Below are 19740 nucleotides of genomic sequence, written 5' to 3' on the forward strand. Positions count from 1 at the left end.
GATGGTAGTGTGGGGTTTCCCCATGTGAGAGTAGGTCATCGTCAAGATTCAATTCCGAAACCCCTATCTGCGCAAGCAGGTAGGGGTTTTGTCTTTTGTGCGGCATTTTTTGTAAGACCCCTCCTACTTATCAATTCAACATTCAGCTGTCTCTTACAGGCGGGGGAGATCCAGCTGGCTCAACTCGCAAAGCCACATCTGATAAGGTTGACCCTTGATTCACGCTCACTTCAAGGACTTCGCCCATGTCGGCTGTGTCACCCCTTACCCCCGGTTTCATGGTCGTACACGGCAATCGTCTGGACGAACTGCGCAGCCTTGTCGTGAGCTGGATGCGCCTGTACCCACTGCGTCCTCTGGAAAATGAAATCATCCTGGTGCAGAGCAACGGTATCGCCCAGTGGCTCAAACTCGCGCTTGCTGCGGACGAAGGCCCGGATGACGAGGGCGGCGTAGGCATTTCTGCGGCGGTAGACGTGCAGTTGCCGGGTAGTTTCATGTGGCAGTTGTATCGAAGCGTACTGGGGCAGGACCAGATCCCGTCGTCCTCGCTGCTCGACAAGGCGCCGCTCACCTGGCGCTTGATGCGTCTTCTGCCGCAACTGATTGACCAGCCCCATTTCGAACCCCTGCAGCGCTTCCTGCTCGACGACAACGACCTGCGCAAGCGCTACCAGCTGTCCGAGCGTCTGGCGGACCTGTTCGACCAATACCAGGTCTACCGCGCGGACTGGCTGCAGGACTGGGCGGAAGGCAAGCATCAGCTGCGCAATGGCCGCGGGCTGAGCAAACCTCTGCCGGCAGGCAATTGCTGGCAGGCGGAGTTATGGCGGGCACTGCTGCAGGATGTAGGCTCCGAAGGCATGGCGCAAAGCCGTGCAGGGGTGCATCAACGTTTCATGGAAGCTGCGGCGGCGCTCGACAAGCCGCCGGCAGCGCTACCCTCGCGGGTCATCGTGTTCGGTATCTCTTCGTTGCCTGCACAGGGTCTGGAGGCACTGGCGGCGCTGGGCAGATTCAGCCAGGTGTTGTTGTGCGTGCACAATCCCTGCAGGCACCACTGGGCAGATATCGTGGCGGACAAAGACCTTCTGCGTCATCAATACAAACGCCAGGCTCGCAAGCAGGGCATGCCAGCGGTGCTGGACACCGACAGCCTTCATCAGCATGCACACCCATTGCTAGCTGCCTGGGGCAAGCAAGGCCGTGACTACATCAATCTGCTCGACAGCTATGATGATCCCGCCAGCTATCAGTCGGCTTTTCGGGATGGTCGCATCGACCTCTTCAGCGAAAGCGAGCCACAGCATCTACTGGGTCAGTTGCAGGACGACATTCTGGAGCTGCGCCCTCTGGGTGAAACGCAATCCACCTGGCCACCCGTGGATATCAAGACCGACAAGAGCATCCGCTTCCACGTCGCGCATGGTGCGCAGCGCGAAGTGGAAATCCTTCACGACCAGTTGTTGGCACGGTTCAGTGCCGATGCCGGACTGCGCCCCCGTGACGTGATCGTGATGGTGCCGGATATCGACAGCTATGCGCCGCACATTCGCGCAGTGTTTGGCCAACTGGACCGGGAAGACCGCCGATTCATTCCCTTTACGCTGACCGACCAGGGGCAGCGCGGGCGAGATCCTCTGCTCATAGCGGTCGAGCACCTGCTCAAGCTGCCGGACAGCCGCTTCCCCGTGAGCGAGATCCTCGACCTTCTGGACGTACCTGCCCTGCGGCGTCGGTTCGCGATTCAGGAACGTGATCTGCCGACCTTGCGTCGCTGGATCGAAGGCGCAGGCATTCGCTGGGGCCTTCACGCGGCGCACCGCCAGCACCTGGGCTTGCCGATCGAGCTGGAACAGAACACCTGGCGCTTTGGGCTGCGGCGAATGTTGCTCGGCTATGCCGTCGGAACCGGTGTGGGCTGCAGTGATATCGAGCCCTACGACGAGATCGGCGGCCTGGACGCAGCGCTTATCGGCCCGCTGGCAGCGCTGCTGGATGCCCTGGAAGTAGCCTGCCAGCAACTTGATCGCCCGGCCAGCCCGGCCGAGTGGGGTGTGCGTCTGCATCAGATGCTGCAGTTGTTCTTCACTGCCGATACCGAGCATGACGAGTACCTACTCAACCAGCTCGAAGAGCTGCGTGAAGAGTGGCTGCAAACCTGCGAAGCCGTGGGACTGGTCGAAGCATTGCCGCTGACGGTGGTGCGTGAAGCCTGGCTCGCGGGCCTGGATCAGGGACGCTTGAGCCAGCGTTTTCTGGCTGGCTCCGTCAACTTCTGCACCTTGATGCCGATGCGTGCAATTCCATTCAAGATCGTGTGCCTGTTGGGCATGAATGATGGCGATTACCCTCGGGCGCAACCACCGCTCGATTTCGACCTGATGGGCAGCGATTATCGCCCCGGTGACCGTTCGCGGCGCGAGGACGATCGCTATCTGCTACTGGAAGCACTGCTCTCGGCCCGCGAACAGCTGTATATCAGTTGGGTTGGACGCAGTATCAGAGACAACAGCGAACGGCCGCCATCGGTACTGGTCGGGCAACTGCGAGATCATTTGGCCAATGGCTGGAGGCTGGCGGGCGATGAGGCGCTGGACAACTCGGCCAGCGGGGAGAAGCTATTGCATGCGCTCGCGCTGGAGCATCCCCTCCAACCTTTCAGCGCCCGGTATTTTCATCAGGGCAACCCAGCTCTTTTCAGCTTTGCCAGGGAGTGGCAGCACTTGCATGCGCAAGTGGCGGCACCCCATGCGCAGTCGCCTCTGCAGGCTCATCGTCAGGATGAGCCGCTGAGCGTGGCTCAGTTGCAGGACTTTCTGCGCAATCCCGTCAGGCATTTCTTCAGCCAGCGGCTGAAAGTCTTCTTCGAGTCGGCGGAAAAGCCTGTGGCCGACATCGAGCCCTTCGTGCTCGATGCGCTGGAGCGTTACACGCTCAGTGACAGCCTGCTCGGTGCCGGCATGGCCAGTGCCGACGCCATTGCCGAGACGCTGGAAAGCCATGCGCGCAAGTTGCAGGGCAGCGGCCTGTTGCCCATGGCGGAATTCGGCACTCGGTTGCGCGAGGAGTTGATCGAGCCACTGCCCGATCTGCTCGAGCGCTACCGTCAGTTGCTCGTCATGTGGCCGTCGCGACTGGACAGTGCCCTGCCGATCACTTTCCAGGCCCAGGGCGTCGTACTGGAGGGATGGCTGGCGGGTGTCTACCAGCGTGAAGACGGCAGCTACCTCAGCGTTTCAGCGATTGCCAACGCCATTGGCGGCGTGCGCTCGCGCAAATGGCATCGGCTGGTACGCCCTTGGGTCTTGCACCTGGCATCCTGCGCCGTTGGATTGCCGCTGACCACTGCGGTAGTTGCCAGTGACGATACCCTGCTGCTCGAGCCACTGCCCCTGGACCAGGCTCGGAACGCCCTGAGCGATCTGCTGCTGGCCTGGCAAGCGGGCATGACCCGGCCCCTGCCGGTAGCCGTGAAAACGGCCGTGGCCTGGCTTTCGCACACCGATGAGGAAAAGGCTTTGGTGGCAGCACGCAAGGCGTACGAGGGCGATGGCGTGACCAGTAATGGCGAGCGTAGGGAAGCGATGGCACTGATGCGCCAGTTCGCTGATTTCGATGCCTTGATGGACGGGGAAGAATTCGAAGGCTGGGCGCAAGCCTTGTACCAGCCCATGCTGGAGGCGCCCTGGAGATCGGTCGATGACAAGGAGGCTCGCTCATGACATCGCTCGAACGTCCACTGGCATTGGCTTTTCCACTGCGTGGCAGCCAACTGATCGAAGCCAGTGCCGGCACCGGCAAGACATTCACCATTTCCGCACTCTATCTGCGTTTGATACTTGGCCATGGTGGAGATATCAACGGCTTCGGACGCGAACTGCTGCCCCCGCAGATTCTGGTAGTGACCTTCACCGATGCCGCAACCAAGGAGCTGCGCGAGCGCATTCGGATCCGTCTGGCTGAAGCCGCGCGGTTTTTCCGAAACGAGATAACGGCACCGGATGCGCTCGTCGAGCAGTTGCGCGACGAATTCGAACTTGGGCAGTGGCCGGCCTGTGCCAGCCGACTGGATATCGCTGCCCAGTGGATGGACGAGGCTGCCGTTTCCACGATTCACAGTTGGTGCCAGCGCATGCTGCGCGAACACGCGTTCGACAGCGGCAGCCTGTTCACCCAGAGCCTGGAAACCGATCACAGCGAACTGCTGGGCGAGGTGGTGCGCGACTATTGGCGGCGGTTCTATTACCCGATGCATGGCGCTGCGCTGGATTGGGTACGCGCTCATCTTGGCGGGCCTGCGGCATTGCTTGGTCGGGTGCGGGGGCTGTTCGCGCATGTACAGCAAGATGCATCGGGCGATGAGCCCGGCCAGTTGATCGAACGCTGCCTGGCCGAGCGTGAGCGAGCCTTGGTCGAACTCAAGGAACCTTGGCCTCAGTGGGCCACTCAGTTGCGTGAAATCTGCCTGCAGGCGGTGGCGGCCAAGGCAGTCGATGGCCGCAAGATGCAGGCACGCTACTTCGAACCCTGGTTTGAAAAGATCACCGCCTGGGCTACGGATCCAGATCAGCACGACCTGGATATCGGTACCGGTTTTACTCGCTTGACCCCCGACGGCATGGCCGAAGCCTGGAAAGGCGATGCGCCGGAGCACGCCGGCTTGCACGCGATGGTCGAGCTGCCTGCGGCACTGGCGGCTTTGCCGACGCCTGAGAGCGCGGTTCTGAGGCATGCAGCGCAGTGGATCGGCGCGCGCTTCGAGGAAGAAAAGCGCCGGCGTGCCGAGATGGGCTTCGACGACATGCTGGTGCGGCTGGACCGGGCCTTGCAGGGCGCTGGTGGTGAACAGTTGGCCGAGCTGGTTCGTGAACAGTTTCCCGTGGCCCTGATCGATGAGTTTCAGGATACCGATCCGGTTCAGTACCGCATCTTCGAACGCATCTACTACATCGAGCGAAACGAGCAGGAGACCGGCCTGTTTCTGATCGGTGACCCCAAGCAGGCGATCTACGCCTTTCGGGGTGCCGATATCCATACCTATCTGCAGGCGCGTCGGGCGACCGAGGGCAGGCTGCATACGTTGGGTACCAACTTCCGCTCTACCCAGGCCATGGTCGGCGCGGTCAACCATATGTTCATGCAGGCCGAGCAGCGTGCGCAGGGGCGAGGTGCATTCCTGTTCCGCCAAGGCGATGACAACCCTGTGCCATTTCTGGATGTGCGGGCCCAGGGGCGCAAGGAGTCCTTGATCGTGGACGGTCAGGCCGTACCGGCCTTGACGCTCTGGCATCTGCCCAGCGACCAGCCCATTTCCAGCGTCGCGTACCGCAAGGCGCTGGCCAGTGCCTGCGCGGCGGAAATCGTGCGCCTGTTGAATGCAGGGCAGGCTGGGCACGCCGGTTTTCAGGTGGAGGAAGGCAGGGCCAGCGGTGTTCGGCCGGCGGATATCGCCATTCTTGTGCGTGATGGCAAAGAGGCCCAGGCCGTGCGTGCTGAGTTGACCAACCGTGGAGTCCGCAGTGTGTACCTGTCGGACAAGGACTCGGTATTTGCCGCTCAGGAGGCCCATGACTTGCTCGCCTGGCTGAAGGCGTGCGCCGAGCCTGACTCGGAGCGGCAATTGCGCGCCGCCTTGGCGAGCGTCACATTGAACCGCTCTTTGCACGAGTTGGAGCAATTGAACCTGAGTGAGCTGGAATGGGAAGCGCGGGTCATGCAGTTCCGTGGCTATCGAAACATCTGGCGCACCCAGGGCGTGCTGCCGATGCTGCGCCGCCTGCTGCACGATTTCGACCTGCCACTGGCGCTGATCGGCCGTGACGATGGCGAGCGTATCCTGACCAACCTGCTGCACCTGTGCGAACTGTTGCAGCAGGCGTCCAGCGAACTGGACGGCGAGCAGGCGCTGATCCGTCATCTGAGCGAACAGCTGGCACTTTCCGGCAGCGCAGCGGAGGAGCATATCCTGCGTCTGGAAAGCGACGAGCAGTTGGTCAAGGTGGTGACTATCCACAAGTCCAAGGGGCTCGAGTACGCACTGGTCTTCCTGCCTTTCATCTGCAGTTGCAAACCGGTCGACGGCAAGCGATTGCCGTTGGTTTACCACGACGCGGCTCACCGCGTGCAATTGACGCTCAACCCTACATCCGAACAGGTGGCCTTGGCCGACGACGAACGTTTGGCCGAGGACCTGCGCTTGCTTTACGTGGCCCTGACCCGGGCTCAGCACGGCTGCTGGCTCGGCATCGCCGACCTCAAGCGCGGTACGACCAAGGAGTCGGTGTTCCATCGCTCGGCCATCGGGTACCTGCTTGGCGGCGGGCAGCCGCTTGCCGATGCAGGCCAGCTTGCGAGTTGGCTGCAGGCGTCGAGTGCGGGGTGCGCAGACATCGTGAGTGTGCCAGTGCCAGAGGTGGACGATAGCCGTTACGTACCCTTGCGCAGCGACGCCGCGCTGCTCAAGGTGCGGCTGCCAAAGCGCAGTGCGCGGGAGAACTGGTGGATAGCGTCCTACAGCGCGTTGCGCATCAGCGACACCCTGGGCGCGGATGATGACCAGGCGCCCGACAGCGCTCTCGAGCAGAAACTGATGGACGACGAGCGTCTGGACGCGCAGGTGCCGCGCGAGGTGCCGGCCACCAGTGGCGACATTCACCGTTTTCCCCGTGGCCCCGGGCCGGGCACTTTTCTGCACGGCTTGCTGGAATGGGCAGGGCGCGAAGGTTTTGCCAGCGTTGCCGCGGCCCCGGAGCGACTGGCCGACAACGTCGCGCGGCGTTGCAGTCGGCGCGGCTGGAGCGGCTGGATCCCTACCCTGGACGACTGGTTGCGGCGCTTCATCGACGAGCCATTGCAGCTTGGGTCCGAACGAGCCCCGGTACGCATGGCCGATCTCGACCAATACCAGATCGAGATGGAGTTCTGGTTCGCCAGCCACAAGGTCGACGTAAGCCGTCTCGATACCCTGGTGCGCCAGTACACGCATCCCGGCGTGCTTCGAATGCCAGCCGAAGGCGCCATGCTCAACGGCATGTTCAAGGGCTTCATCGACTTGTGTTTCGAGCATCAGGGGCAGTATTACGTTGCCGACTACAAATCCAATTGGCTGGGTCCGGATGATGCCGCCTATACCCACGCTGCGATGACCGAATGCATCCTGGCCAACCGCTACGACCTGCAATACGTGCTGTACCTGCTCGCCTTGCACCGCCAGTTGAAGGCGCGGCTACCAGGGTACGACTACGACGAACACGTGGGCGGTGCGGCGTTCGTGTTTCTGCGCGGCCTTGGGGCGCCCAGCCAGGGTGTGTACTTCACCCGGCCACCCCGTGAGCTCATCGAGGAGCTCGATGCGCTGTTCAAATGCGGACACCGTGATGTCCAGGCCGACCTGTTCGAGGAAAGTGCACCATGACCCGCTCGTTTGCCGACCTGCTGCCCACCCCTCTGGATGCACACAGCCTTGCTCAGCTGCAGCCCCGAACACGCACGCCCGACCTGTTGGCGTTGCTCGAGCGCTGGGTGGAGCGCGGTTGGCTGCGTGCGCTGGACAAAGCCTTCGTAGCGTTTCTTGCCGACCTCGACCCGCAGGGCGACCCTCTGGTACTGCTCGCTGCCGCCCTCGCCAGCCACCAGCTGGGACACGGGCATGTCTGCCTGGATCTGGCGGCGACGCTGCAGGCACCGGATTTTGCCTTGTCCCTGCCACCCGAGGGCGACTTGCAAGGGGGCGTGGCCCTGCTGCCATCGCAGTTGCTTCAGGGCCTGGGTGCTGAGGCCTGGCTGGCCAGCCTGGCGAACAGCTCCTTGGTGGGGGGCGCCGATGACCCGACAGGCAGCTCACCTCTGGTGCTTTCAAGCCAGCGCCTGTACCTGCGTCGTTACTGGGCGTACGAGCGGCGTATCGGTGATGCGCTGCGTCAGCGGCTGGACGCGCGCGAGCCGGTACCGGAGGACCTTGCACAACGTCTCACGCAATTGTTCGGGGCCACCGACGGGGCTCGGATCGACTGGCAGAAACTGGCTTGCGCACTGGCCGTGCGGGGTGCTTTCAGTATCGTCACGGGCGGCCCGGGAACGGGCAAGACCACCACGGTGGTGCGCCTGCTGGCACTCCTGCAAGGGCCCGCGGTGGCGCAGGACAAACCGTTGCGTATCCGGCTGGCGGCACCGACCGGCAAGGCGGCGGCGCGGCTGACCGAATCGATCAGCTTGCAGGTGCAGAGCCTGCAGGTAGACGCCGCAATCAAGGCGCGTATTCCGACCGAGGTGACCACGGTTCATCGCCTGCTGGGTAGCCGTCCGGGCACGCGGCATTTTCGTCATGATGCAGCCAACCCTTTGCCCTTGGACGTACTGGTGGTGGACGAAGCCTCGATGATCGACCTCGAGATGATGGCCAACCTGCTCGATGCGCTGCCGGCCCATGCCCGGCTGGTGCTGCTGGGCGACAAGGACCAGTTGGCCTCGGTCGAGGCGGGTGCGGTGCTGGGCGACCTGTGCAGCCAGGCCGAGTCCGGCTACTACAGCCCGGCGACGCGCGCCTGGTTGGAGCAGGTCAGCGGCGAGGACCTCGCACGCAGCGGGCTGCTCGAAGGCAACGAACGTGATCACGCCCTCGCGCAGCAGGTGGTCATGCTGCGGCACTCGCGCCGATTCGGCGAGGACAGCGGCATTGGCCAGCTGGCAGCCAGGGTCAATTTGCAGGACGCCGACGGCGCGCGTGCCTTGCTGCAGGAAGGCCAGTATTCAGATGTTCATTGGCTGCCGCTCAAGGGCGAGCACGATGTGGCGTTGCTGCGCCTGCTGCTGGACGGACACGGTCGCGACGCCGACGGACCACAAGGCTACCGACGTTATCTGGAGCAGATCGGTACCTCTCGGCCGCCGGCCGACACGCGTCTGGAAGATCAAGCCTGGGCCACCTGGGCCCGTGGGTTGCTTAACGCGTTCGATGAGTTCCAGTTGCTGTGCGCCGTGCGCAAGGGGCCTTGGGGTGTGGAAAGCCTGAACGCTCGCGCGACCCAGGCCTTGACCCATGCGCGCCTCATTGAGGGTGGCCAACCCTGGTATGAGGGCAGGCCCGTATTGATGACACGCAACGACTATGGCCTGGGCTTGATGAACGGCGACATCGGCATTGCGCTGATGCTGCCCGAGGGTGGCGAGCGCGATCGAATGGTGCTGCGCGTGGCCTTTCCGCGCAACGACGGGCAGGGCGGCATCCGCTTCGTGCTGCCAAGTCGCTTGAATGACGTCGAGACGGTCTATGCGATGACGGTGCACAAATCCCAAGGGTCGGAGTTCGCCCACACGGCGCTGATCCTGCCTGATGCCTTGAATCCGGTATTGACCAAGGAGCTGATCTATACGGGTATCACGCGGGCCAAGCATTGGTTCACCTTGATCGAAACCCGCAGGGGTGTGTTCGAAGAGGCTGTGCGGCGCAGGGTCAAGAGACTCAGTGGGCTGATGCTCGAGTGGAAGTCGTGAGACGTGTGTGACGCGGCTTGCGCCGCTGCTACAGGGGCTCGGTGGTGCGCGAGTGTCCCATCAGCAGTGCAGCGTTGCGGTCGGTGACGTCACGGATGTAATCCCACAGCAGGATGATCCGCTTGAGTTTCCTCAGGTCCTCTCGGCAGTACATCCAGAACTGCCGAGTGATATCGACTTCTTCGGGCAGGACTTCCACCAGGCGTTCGTCCTGGGCGGCGAGGAAGCACGGCAGTATGACCAGCCCATGCCCCTGGAGCGCTGCGGTGTACTGGGCAATCACGCTGGTGCTGCGCAGCCCGGCGTTGACGTTGGGCAGCAGTTTGTTCAGGTACAGCAGCTCGGAGCTGAAGGCCAGGTCGTCGACGTAGCTGATGAACCGGTGCTCGCTGAGTTGGACGCTGCTTTCGATGGGGGGGTGACGATCCAGATAGGTCCGCGTGGCATACAGCTTGAGCCGATAGTCGCAGAGTTTGCAGCAGACGTAGGGCCCATGTTCGGGGCGCTCCAGGGCGATGACGATATCGGCTTCGCGTTTGGACAGGCTGATGAAGTGCGGCAGCGGCAGGATATCGACCGAGATGGCCGGGTAGGTGTCGACGAAATGGCTGAGCTGCGGGGTGATGAAGAAGCTGCCGAAGCCTTCGGTGCAGCCCATGCGGATATGCCCTGACAGCGCCACGCCGGACCCGGAAACCTGCTCGCAGGCCATGTGCAGGGTGCTTTCAATCGACTCGGCCGAAGCGAGCAGGCGCTGCCCTTCGGCAGTAAGGACGAAGCCTGTGGTCCGCGACTTCTCGAACAGCAGGGTACCCAAGGCATTTTCCAGCGAGCCGATGCGCCGCGATACGGTGGTGTAGTCCACGCCCAGGCGCTTGGCCGCGATGCTGGCCTTGCGCGTACGAGCCACTTCGAGAAAGAACTTGAGATCGTCCCAGTTCAGGCTGCTAAGGTCTTTTTGCATGTTGGACCGGCTTTATTGTGAGTTCTTGTTAGATGTTTGCAGCATCTATACTCCATCGCAGAACCGTCTCGCCACAACAATAAATACGCGGAGGTCATCCATGAGCGTGTCCGTTCAACCGAATGCCAGCAAGATCGACGATGTAAAACTGCTGATCGATGGGCAGTGGGTCGCCTCGACCACCCAGGAATGGCTCGACATCGTCAACCCGGCCACCCAGCAAGTGCTGGCGCGGGTGCCCTTCGCCACGACCGACGAGGTCGATGCCGCAGTAGCCGCCGCGCAGCGTGCATTCAAGACCTGGCGCCTGACGCCACTGGGTGCGCGCATGCGCATCATGCTCAAGCTGCAGGCATTGATCCGGGAACATTCCAAGCGCATTGCGCAGACCTTGAGTGCCGAGCAGGGCAAGACCATTGCCGATGCCGAGGGCGATATCTTCCGCGGCCTGGAAGTGGTCGAGCATGCCTGCTCCATCGGCAGCCTGCAGATGGGCGAGTTCGCCGAGAACGTCGCCGGTGGCGTCGATACCTACACGCTGCGTCAGCCCATCGGTGTGTGCGCGGGAATCACGCCGTTCAACTTCCCGGCGATGATTCCGCTGTGGATGTTCCCCATGGCGATCGTCTGCGGCAATACCTTCGTGCTCAAGCCTTCGGAGCAGGATCCGCTGTCCACGGTTCAGCTGGTGGAGCTGGCATTGGAAGCGGGCGTGCCGCCGGGTGTATTGAACGTGGTGCACGGTGGCAAGGACGTCGTCGATACGCTGTGCACCCATGCCGACATCAAGGCGGTGTCGTTCGTCGGTTCGACCGCTGTGGGCACCCATGTGTATGACCTGGCCGGCCGGCATGGCAAGCGCGTGCAGTCGATGATGGGCGCGAAGAACCACGCCGTGATATTGCCGGACGCCAACCGCGAGCAAACGCTCAACGCCCTGGTCGGCGCCGCCTTCGGTGCAGCCGGGCAACGTTGCATGGCCACCTCGGTCGCCGTGCTGGTGGGCAAGTCGCGCGAGTGGATTCCCGATATGAAGGCGCTGGCGCAGAAGCTCAAGGTCAACGCTGGCAATGAACCGGGCACTGACGTCGGCCCGGTGATTTCCCGCCGTGCGCTCGAGCGTGTGACGGCCTTGATCGACAGTGGCGTCGAGGAAGGCGCGACGCTGGAACTCGACGGTCGCGGTGTGCAGGTGCCTGGCTACGAGCAGGGCAACTTCGTTGGCCCGACCTTGTTCAGCGGGGTCACCACGGACATGCAGATCTATACCCAGGAGATTTTCGGGCCGGTGCTGATCACCCTGGAGGTGGATACCCTCGATGAAGCCATCGCTTTGGTCAATGCCAACCCGTTCGGCAACGGCGTGGGTTTGTTCACCCAGAGCGGCGCGGCGGCGCGCAAGTTCCAGAGCGAGATCGACGTGGGCCAGGTAGGCATCAACATCCCGATTCCCGTGCCGGTGCCGTCGTTCAGCTTCACCGGGTCGCGCGGTTCCAAACTTGGCGACCTGGGGCCCTACGGCAAGCAGGTGGTGCAGTTCTACACGCAGACCAAGACGGTCACGGCGCGCTGGTTCGACGATGACAGCGTGAACGACGGCGTCAACACCACTATCAACTTGAAATAGGGCATTGCCATGAACATTGCTTTCATCGGCCTGGGCAACATGGGCGCGCCCATGGCGCGCAACCTGCTCAAGGCAGGCCACACGCTGCATGTGTTCGATCTGAACCAGGACGTACTGGCGGAATTGGCGCAGTTGGGCGGCCACGTCAGTGCCTCGCCCAAGAACGCCGCTGCCCAGGGCGAACTGGTGATCACCATGTTGCCGGCAGCGGCGCACGTGCGCAGCGTCTACCTGGGTGAGGAAGGCGTGCTTGCTGGCATTCGCGCGGGTACGCCAGCAGTGGATTGCAGCACCATCGATCCGCAGACTGCGCGCGATATCGCTGCCGCAGCCTCCAGGCAGGGCGTTGATCTGGCCGATGCGCCTGTGTCGGGCGGCACCGGTGGCGCTCAGGCGGGTACCTTGACCTTCATGGTCGGTGCGTCGGCGCAATTGTTCGGCCAGCTGCAGCCGGTGCTGGCGCAGATGGGCCGCAACATCGTCCACTGTGGCGAGGTCGGCACCGGACAGATCGCCAAGATCTGCAACAATCTGCTGCTGGGCATCTCCATGGTCGGCGTGTCGGAAGCCATGGCATTGGGCAATGCCCTGGGCATCGACACACAGGTGCTGGCGGGCATCATCAACAGCTCGACCGGGCGTTGCTGGAGTTCGGATACCTACAACCCCTGGCCGGGGGTCATTGAAACAGCGCCCGCGGGCCGCGGGTACAGTGGGGGGTTCGGCGCCGAGCTGATGTTGAAGGACCTGGGGCTGGCTACCGAAGCGGCGAAGCAGGCACGCCAGCCGGTGATTCTGGGTGCCGTAGCCCAACAGCTGTATCAGGCAATGAGCTTGCGGGGAGAGGGGCAGCTGGATTTTTCTGCGATCGTGAAGGGGTATCAGCGTCCTGCCGAGTAACACGGTCGCATAGCAAACGGGGGAGGGTGCGCGGTGCAGCGGACGCGGCTTGCGCCGCTGCTACACGCGGATTTCCAAATGGGCGCAAGGGGACTAGACTCGGCTGATAGCTGAATCGATTCACCGTATGATCCATAACTCCAAGAAAGGGCCCCCCCATGAAACTGCTTCCCCTCGCCTGTGCCATCTCCGCACTCACCCTCAGCGCCCACGCTCTGGCCTGGGACTTCGTGTTGCTGGACAGCGACAAGCCTGCGCAGAACCAGCGCATCACCAGCGAACAGTTGGGCGTCAAGGTCGACAAGCCGTTCTCCATCACGATGCGCACCCTGCACGGGGGTCGCCAGGAAGGTGTCAGCCTGATAGACATTGATAACGGCACCATGAAGCTGACGCTGGTGCCCACACGGGGCATGAACGTGCTCCACGCCCAGGTGGGCGACGCGCGCATGGGCTGGGATTCGCCCGTGAAAGAAGTGGTCAATCCGGCCTTCATCGAGCTCAACAGCCGGGGAGGCCTGGGCTGGCTGGAGGGCTTCAACGAACTGGTGACGCGCTGCGGCTACGAATGGGTCGGCCATCCGGGCATGGACAACGGTGAGCTGCTGACCCTGCACGGTCGTGCCGCGAACATTCCGGCCAGCAAGGTCACGGTGCACATCGACGAGGCGCCGCCGTATGCGATTCATGTGCGTGGCGAGCTGCAGGAGCAGGCTTTCAAGAAGGTCGATTTCACCGCGCAGACCGAGCTGGTGACCGAGCCGGGGACGGCCCGTTTCGTGCTCAACGACACCTTGACCAACAACGGCGACTACCCCAAGGAATACCAGGCGCTGTATCACAGCAATTTCAGCACGCCGTTCCTGGAAGAGGGCGCGCGTTTTGCGGCGGCGGTGAAGCAGGTGTCGCCTTTCAACGACAAGGCCAAGGCTGATCTGGGCGATTGGCAGACCTATCGCGCACCCACCAGGGACTATGACGAAACCGTGTACAACGTGGTGCCCTATGGCGATGCCAAGGGCGACACGCTGACCGTGCTGCACAACAAGGCCGGCAGCCTGGGCGTGGCGGTGGGTTTCAACGTCCAGCAGTTGCCGGTGTTTTCATTGTGGAAGAACACCGACACGCAAGGCCAGGGCTATGTGACCGGGCTGGAGCCGGGCACCAGTTTTTCCTATAACCGCCGTTACCAGCGGCCTTTGAATCTGGTCCCGACCATCGAGCCCAAACAGCAGAAGCACTTCAGCATCAGCTACAGCCTGCTGGCGGACAAGCCAGCCGTGGACAAGGCGCTGAAAACCATCCAGACGATTCAAGGCGAGCGCCAGACCGAAGTGCGGCAGACGCCGCTGGTGGACCTGACCAAGGAGTAGCAACAGCGTTGGCGGCAACCGAAAAACCATGTTCCGCGACGGTGGGACCAGAACCTGGTCCCACCAACATCCACGCAACAATGGCTATTCATTCGTGACTCTCAAGCAAGAGAGATTTGCGCACTGCCCGCTTACTCCCTGCGGGCAAGGCCTCTAGACTGCGCCCATCGATATTTCTCGCACAGTCAACGAGGCCACATTCATGAAAAAGATTCTTCTGCTCAACGGCGGCAAGCAGTTCGCCCACTCCGACGGTCGCTACAACCAGACCCTGCATGACGCCGCCGTGGCCTACCTGGACCGCGCCGGCTTCGACGTGAAGCAGACCTTCATCGACGGTGGCTACGACATTGCCGAAGAAGTGCAGAAATACCTTTGGGCCGACGTGGTCATCTACCAGATGCCGGGCTGGTGGATGGGGGCGCCATGGACCGTGAAAAAATACATCGACGAGGTGTTCACCGAAGGCCATGGCAGCTTGTATGCCAATGACGGCCGGACGCGTTCCGATGCGTCGCAGCGATATGGCAGCGGTGGCTTGCTCAAGGGCAAGCAGTACATGATTTCGGCCACCTGGAACGCGCCGCAGCAGGCGTTCGACGATCCGGCCGACTTCTTCGAGGGCAAAGGCGTGGACGCGGTGTATTTCCCGTTCCACAAGGCCAACGAATTTCTCGACATGACCGCTTTGCCGACCTTCCTCAGCGTCGACGTGATGAAGATGCCGAACATCGACAACGATGTCGCGCGGTATCAGGCACACCTGGCCAAGGTGCTGGGCTGACGGCACGCTCGCCAGGGGCGAGGATTGGTGTATGTTTCGCAGGTCCTGGTAGATCCGATGAGGCCTGCGTTGAAATCTCGATCCGATGAGCTGCAAGTCTTCGTCGCCGTCATTCAGAGCGGCTCCATTTCTGCCGCCGCCGAGCAGTTCGGTCAGACCCCTTCGGCGGTCAGCCGTACCTTGTCCAAGCTCGAGGCCAAGCTGGACACCACCTTGATCAACCGCACCACGCGGCGCATGGACCTGACCGAAGAGGGGCGGTTTTTCTTCGAGCAGGCCAAGGAGATCCTGGCGCGCATGGATGAGTTGGAAGAGCGCTTGTCGCTGCGTCACCAGACGCCGGCCGGGCGCTTGCGCATCAATGCCGCGTCACCGTTCATGCTGCACGCGATCGTGCCGTACGTGGCGGAGTTTCGTCAGCGCTACCCGGACATTCTGCTGGAGCTCAACAGCAATGATCTGATCATCGATCTGATCGAGCACAGCACCGATGTCGCCATCCGTATCGGGGTATTGGCCGACTCTACCCTGCACGCCCGGTCGCTGGGTTGCAGCCCGCTGAACATCCTCGCCAGCCCCGCCTACCTCGAGCGCCACGGCGTGCCGGAAACGGTCGAAGCCTTGAGTCAGCACGTGCTGCTGGGCTTCACCCAGACCGAAACGCTCAACCACTGGCCGTTGCGCCATGCCGAGGGCGATCGACTGCAGATCCAGCCACGCATGGCGGCGTCCAGTGGCGAAACGTTACGGCAGCTGGCGCTGGAAGGGCAGGGGATCGTCTGCCTCTCGCACTTCATGACCCACGAAGACATTCGCCAGGGCCGCTTGCAGGTGGTGCTGGCCGATGCCAACAGCGGTTACCGCCAGCCGATCAATGCGGTGTACTACCGCAACTCACAGCTGGCATTGCGGATTCAGTGCTTTCTGGACTTCATCCAGGACAAGTTGGCGGCCTACGCCTGCTGAAGCGGCGGGGGATGGATTGCGCCGCTTTCGATACGCCGCTTACCATGACGCCTGATCGCCATTCCCGGGACTCATCATGAAGCGCATCGCATTGCTCGCCGCCCTCGTCACTCTGGCCAGTTGTTCCAGCAAGGGGCCCGACGACGGCAGCCTTGGCAACGAACAGGCGCAGGACATGTTCAAGGAGGCGATGTCGCAGCCGCCCGTGCCGCAGAGTGTGCTGCGCAACGGTGATCGCCTGAGCTTCATGTTGCTGCAGCCCAAGACCGACACGTCGCCGTTCGGCTTTCTGCTGCAAGTCGAGGCGGCGTGTTCCAGCCCCAGCGCCAGCCTCATCTATCTGGACGGGGTAAAACGCATCTATTTCGCCAGCCCCGATGGCAAGTATGCGCCGGCCCGTCCGATCCCGGCTGCGCAGGTAGCGGCGTTGAATGCCAATCCCGCTTTCCAGCACGCCTGCGCCGCCACTCCCCAGCCCGATTGGCGGGTGCTGTTGGGCAAGGGCGATGAGCAATGGGTGCTGATCGACCGTAACAGTCTGGCTACCGTCGACGGGCAGTTGCAGTTCTGGGCGGCCTACGACTCGCCGACCATCGGTCACGATCAGCCACACAACGCGCCCTACGCACAGAAACGCGAGCGCTATGCCCTGGACTGCGCCAAGCAGACGTTCAGTTTGCTGGCCGGGTATGACCTGGACGAGCACAACACCGTGACCGATGGTGGCGTGTTCTTCGAGCCCAAGACTTACCACGTGAAGGACAGCGACCCGGATTATCGACGGGTGTTCGACGCTGCCTGCGGCAAGCCCGAAGGCCTGACCGGATTGCCGGCGTTCAAGCCACGGACCAAGGCCCCGTTGGTGCTGGCCACCCCACGGGTGCAGGCGCCGGCGTTGTCGGCGGTCAAGCAGTTAAACCTGCCGAAACCGGCAAAGGTGCTGAAACGGGTAGTGGAAACCGGTACGGCCCATCTCAAAGGGCAGAGCGCACCGTTCACCGAGGAAAAATCGTTCAGCCAGGACAAGGCGTCGGGGTTGCTCTCGGTGCGCACTAAAGGCAGCAATTTCGAGGGGCAGGCGGTGAGCTTTCGCGGCTTGGTCGCGTTGGCCCAGCAAACCGTGTACAGCGGCGAAGCGCCGATGGTGGACAACGTCGGTTTGAATGCCATTGCGTTCAGCGGGGACTGGAAGAACATGCCGGTGGGTGCGCAGCTGGGCTATGTGACCGATGGCAGGATGAGCAACAGCGTGGTCGGCGAGTACGGCAAGCCGCGTCAGGCGTTCGACTGCCGTGTCGAGCAGCAGTTGCCCGCGACCCAGGTCAATGGCCGCCTGAGCGGTCAGGCGAAGAAGCTGCGCTGTGCGCACCTGGAAGACAACCTCAAGCGGGTGGAGACGCTGTATTACCTGGAGGATTACGGGTACTTTTTCCGCGCGGGTGTGGACCCGAACGCGTTCTTTCATGAAGAGCGGGTGTTGAAGGAAGTGGAGTGAGCAGGTTGGGTCGTGTTGCGGCCGGACGCGGCTTGCGCCGCTGCTACAGGGGATCGGTTTCCGTAGCAGCGGCGCGAGCCGCATCAGGATGTGAGCGTGCTTTCTTAGACGCGGAAATGGCTGACCATCATTTGCAACTGATTGCCCAGGCGTGCCAACTCGACGCTTGAGGCGGCCGTTTCTTCACTGGCGGCGGCCGTCTGCTCCGATACATCGCGCACGTTGATGATGCTGCGGCTGATTTCCTCGGCAACCGAGCTTTGCTGTTCGGCTGCAGCTGCAATCTGCTGGTTCATCGCCTGGATGCTGGACACCGTGCGGGTAATGTTCGCAAGCGAAGTGCCGGCGCGGCGTGTCAGCTCGACACTGCTGTCAGTCAGGCCACGGCTGCTCAACATCACACTGGCGACCTGTTGCGTACCCATCTGCAGACCGGCCACCAGACCTTCGATTTCCTCGGTGGATTTCTGCGTGCGCTGGGCCAGGCCGCGAACCTCATCGGCCACCACGGCAAAGCCACGTCCGGCCTCGCCTGCGCGGGCCGCCTCGATGGCTGCGTTGAGGGCCAGCAGGTTGGTCTGCTCGGCGACTGCCTTGATCACGTCCATGACGCTGCCGATCTTGTCGCTTTCCTTCTGCAGGGCGTTCATCGCTTCGGTGGAGCGACGGACTTCGTCGGCCAGTTTCTCGATCTGCGCGATGGCTTCGCCCACCACCTTGTCACCTTCACGCGCTTCATCGTCAGCGGTGGTGGCGGCCACCGAGGCCTGTTCGGCGTTGCGCGCCACTTCCTGAACGGTCGCGGTCATCTCGTGCATGGCGGTGGCGACCTGATCGGTCTCGACCTTTTGGTTGTTGACCCCGGCACTGGTCTGTTCGGTGACGGCGGATAATTCTTCGGCAGCGCTGGCGATCTGGGTGACGCTGTCGCGGATGCCGCCGATCAGCTCGCGCAGGGTTGCGCCCATGCGCTGGATGCCTTGTTGCAGCACGCCCAGCTCGTCCTTGCGGGTGACTTGCAGGTTCTGACTCAGGTCGCCGCCGGCAATGCGCTCGACAACTTCCAGGGTCTGCTGCAGCGGGCGGGTGATCTGGCGGGTAATGATCCACGCGGCAAGGATCCCGAAGATCAGGGCCAGCAGCGCGGCGCCGATTTGATAGCTGCGCGCTTCGGCGCTTTCGGCATCGCGTCGCTGAATCTGGATCTTGTACAGCTCGTCGCTCAGGCGGACGATTTCAGCGCCTTCCACGGTCATCTCGGCACGCGCCGTAGCGATGTTGGCGATTGCCGCCTTGAAGCCGGCGACTGCAGTGCGGTAGTTGCCCAGCGCGGCGTTGAGTTGCTGGAAGCGGGACTGCTCGGTGGGCAGGCGGGCGGACAGCTGCTGCAGCTCGGCCACGGCGCGGTCCATCTGGGCGAAGGCGGCCTGTTCGGATTTTTCATTGACGTTGCTGGTATAGGCGAGCACGTCGTAGCGCGTCTGCTGGATCAGTTCACGGACGCGGGTAATGGCCTGGAATTCGTCGAAGCGCAGGTCGCCGTCGGGCACTGCAAGCACCGCCTGATTGATCTGGTTGACCAGCTCGGTGGCAGCCGTCGCCGTGGCGGTCATGTTCTGCCGCGCGACATTGCTGGCCTTGTAGCCGTCGCGCATCTGGTTCAACGACTTCTGATACGCGTCGATCTGCTCGGACTGGGCCTTGAGGCGCTGCAGGTTCTCGGGGCTCTTGAAGCCGTCGATCAGTTTCTTCTGCTGGGTCTCGAAAGCGTCCAGTTGGGTCTGCACGGTTTGCGCAGATGCATCATCGCCGTTGGCGAGCATGTACTGCAGGCGCACGATGCGCAGCTTGGTCAGGCTGTTGTTCAGTTCGGAAATGTCGCTCATCCAGTTGCTGCGCTGGATCAGGCTGCTCAAGCTGGTCCAGCCGGTCAGCGCCAGCAGCGCGGTCAATACCAGCACCAGGCCAAAGCCCAGTGCAAGTTTTCGGGTAACGCTGATATTGCCGAACCAGCCGTTCATAAATGTGCTCCTGACAGTAAAGGATCAGACCTGGACGACCGTCGTTGTGGTTATGGGTGGTCGCCATGAAAAGGTCTTCTTGATCCCCCCATATCGGCACCTCGTCGCAGAGCTG

General features: G+C 62.5%; 11 protein-coding genes and 1 pseudogene. 9 read left to right on the forward strand and 3 right to left on the reverse strand.

Features of this window, described 5'->3' with window-relative positions:
- Nucleotides 1–245 precede the first annotated feature (245 nt).
- Genes recC through recD form a run of 3 tightly spaced genes read left to right on the forward strand, consistent with a single transcriptional unit; the run spans nucleotide 246 to nucleotide 9495 of the window.
- Nucleotides 246–3725 (forward strand): exodeoxyribonuclease V subunit gamma, encoded by a 3480-nt coding sequence (gene recC / locus IFT75_RS19420; RefSeq protein ID WP_192056323.1) that lies wholly within the window; start codon nucleotides 246–248, stop codon nucleotides 3723–3725.
- A complete protein-coding gene (gene recB, locus IFT75_RS19425) occupies nucleotides 3722–7417 on the forward strand; it encodes an exodeoxyribonuclease V subunit beta (RefSeq protein ID WP_192056325.1) in 3696 nt (1231 codons plus the stop codon). The genes recC and recB overlap by 4 nt, the downstream gene beginning before the upstream one ends.
- Entirely contained in the window at nucleotides 7414–9495 is a 2082-nt protein-coding gene (gene recD, locus IFT75_RS19430; protein WP_192056328.1) for an exodeoxyribonuclease V subunit alpha, read from the forward strand. Before recB ends, recD begins: the two co-directional genes overlap by 4 nt.
- A gap of 28 nt (nucleotides 9496–9523) precedes the next feature.
- Here recD and IFT75_RS19435 read toward each other — a convergent pair whose 3' ends face one another.
- Complete coding sequence (locus tag IFT75_RS19435) at nucleotides 9524–10459, reverse strand: LysR family transcriptional regulator (RefSeq protein ID WP_192056330.1); 936 nt, start codon at nucleotides 10457–10459, stop codon at nucleotides 9524–9526.
- Nucleotides 10460–10559: 100 nt separating this feature from the next.
- Here IFT75_RS19435 and IFT75_RS19440 point away from each other — a divergent pair, with 100 nt between their 5' ends.
- The 6 genes from IFT75_RS19440 to IFT75_RS19465 all read left to right on the forward strand — a co-directional run bounded on the left by IFT75_RS19440 (nucleotide 10560) and on the right by IFT75_RS19465 (nucleotide 17604).
- A complete protein-coding gene (locus IFT75_RS19440; protein WP_192056332.1) occupies nucleotides 10560–12086 on the forward strand; it encodes a CoA-acylating methylmalonate-semialdehyde dehydrogenase in 1527 nt (508 codons plus the stop codon).
- 9 nt (nucleotides 12087–12095) lie between these two features.
- Nucleotides 12096–12986: a 3-hydroxyisobutyrate dehydrogenase gene (mmsB, locus tag IFT75_RS19445; protein ID WP_192056334.1), complete on the forward strand. Its 891-nt coding sequence runs from the start codon at nucleotides 12096–12098 to the stop codon at nucleotides 12984–12986.
- Between the two features lie 158 nt (nucleotides 12987–13144).
- Entirely contained in the window at nucleotides 13145–14359 is a 1215-nt protein-coding gene (locus tag IFT75_RS19450) for an aldose 1-epimerase family protein (protein ID WP_192056336.1), read from the forward strand.
- A gap of 202 nt (nucleotides 14360–14561) precedes the next feature.
- Entirely contained in the window at nucleotides 14562–15143 is a 582-nt protein-coding gene (locus tag IFT75_RS19455; protein WP_122480247.1) for an NAD(P)H-dependent oxidoreductase, read from the forward strand.
- Between the two features lie 69 nt (nucleotides 15144–15212).
- Nucleotides 15213–16109 carry a LysR family transcriptional regulator gene (locus tag IFT75_RS19460; RefSeq protein WP_122480246.1) on the forward strand — a complete coding sequence of 299 codons (897 nt, stop codon included), beginning with the start codon at nucleotides 15213–15215 and terminating at the stop codon, nucleotides 16107–16109.
- Nucleotides 16110–16185: 76 nt separating this feature from the next.
- Complete coding sequence (locus IFT75_RS19465; RefSeq protein ID WP_192056338.1) at nucleotides 16186–17604, forward strand: hypothetical protein; 1419 nt, start codon at nucleotides 16186–16188, stop codon at nucleotides 17602–17604.
- Between the two features lie 104 nt (nucleotides 17605–17708).
- Here the strand turns inward: IFT75_RS19465 and IFT75_RS21695 are convergent, their stop codons facing one another.
- Together IFT75_RS21695 and IFT75_RS21700 are read right to left on the reverse strand one after the other, a co-directional pair.
- Nucleotides 17709–18572, reverse strand: a complete 864-nt coding sequence (locus IFT75_RS21695; RefSeq protein ID WP_446731006.1) for a methyl-accepting chemotaxis protein — start codon at nucleotides 18570–18572, stop codon at nucleotides 17709–17711.
- Nucleotides 18564–19625 (reverse strand): annotated as a pseudogene (locus tag IFT75_RS21700) (methyl-accepting chemotaxis protein); the annotation flags it as partial. The gene IFT75_RS21695 and the pseudogene IFT75_RS21700, both read right to left, overlap by 9 nt.
- Between the last annotated feature and the right edge of the window lie 115 nt (nucleotides 19626–19740).

Origin of the sequence: Pseudomonas sp. CFBP 8758, assembly GCF_014841725.1 — a bacterium.
GTDB lineage: Bacteria > Pseudomonadota > Gammaproteobacteria > Pseudomonadales > Pseudomonadaceae > Aquipseudomonas > Aquipseudomonas baltica.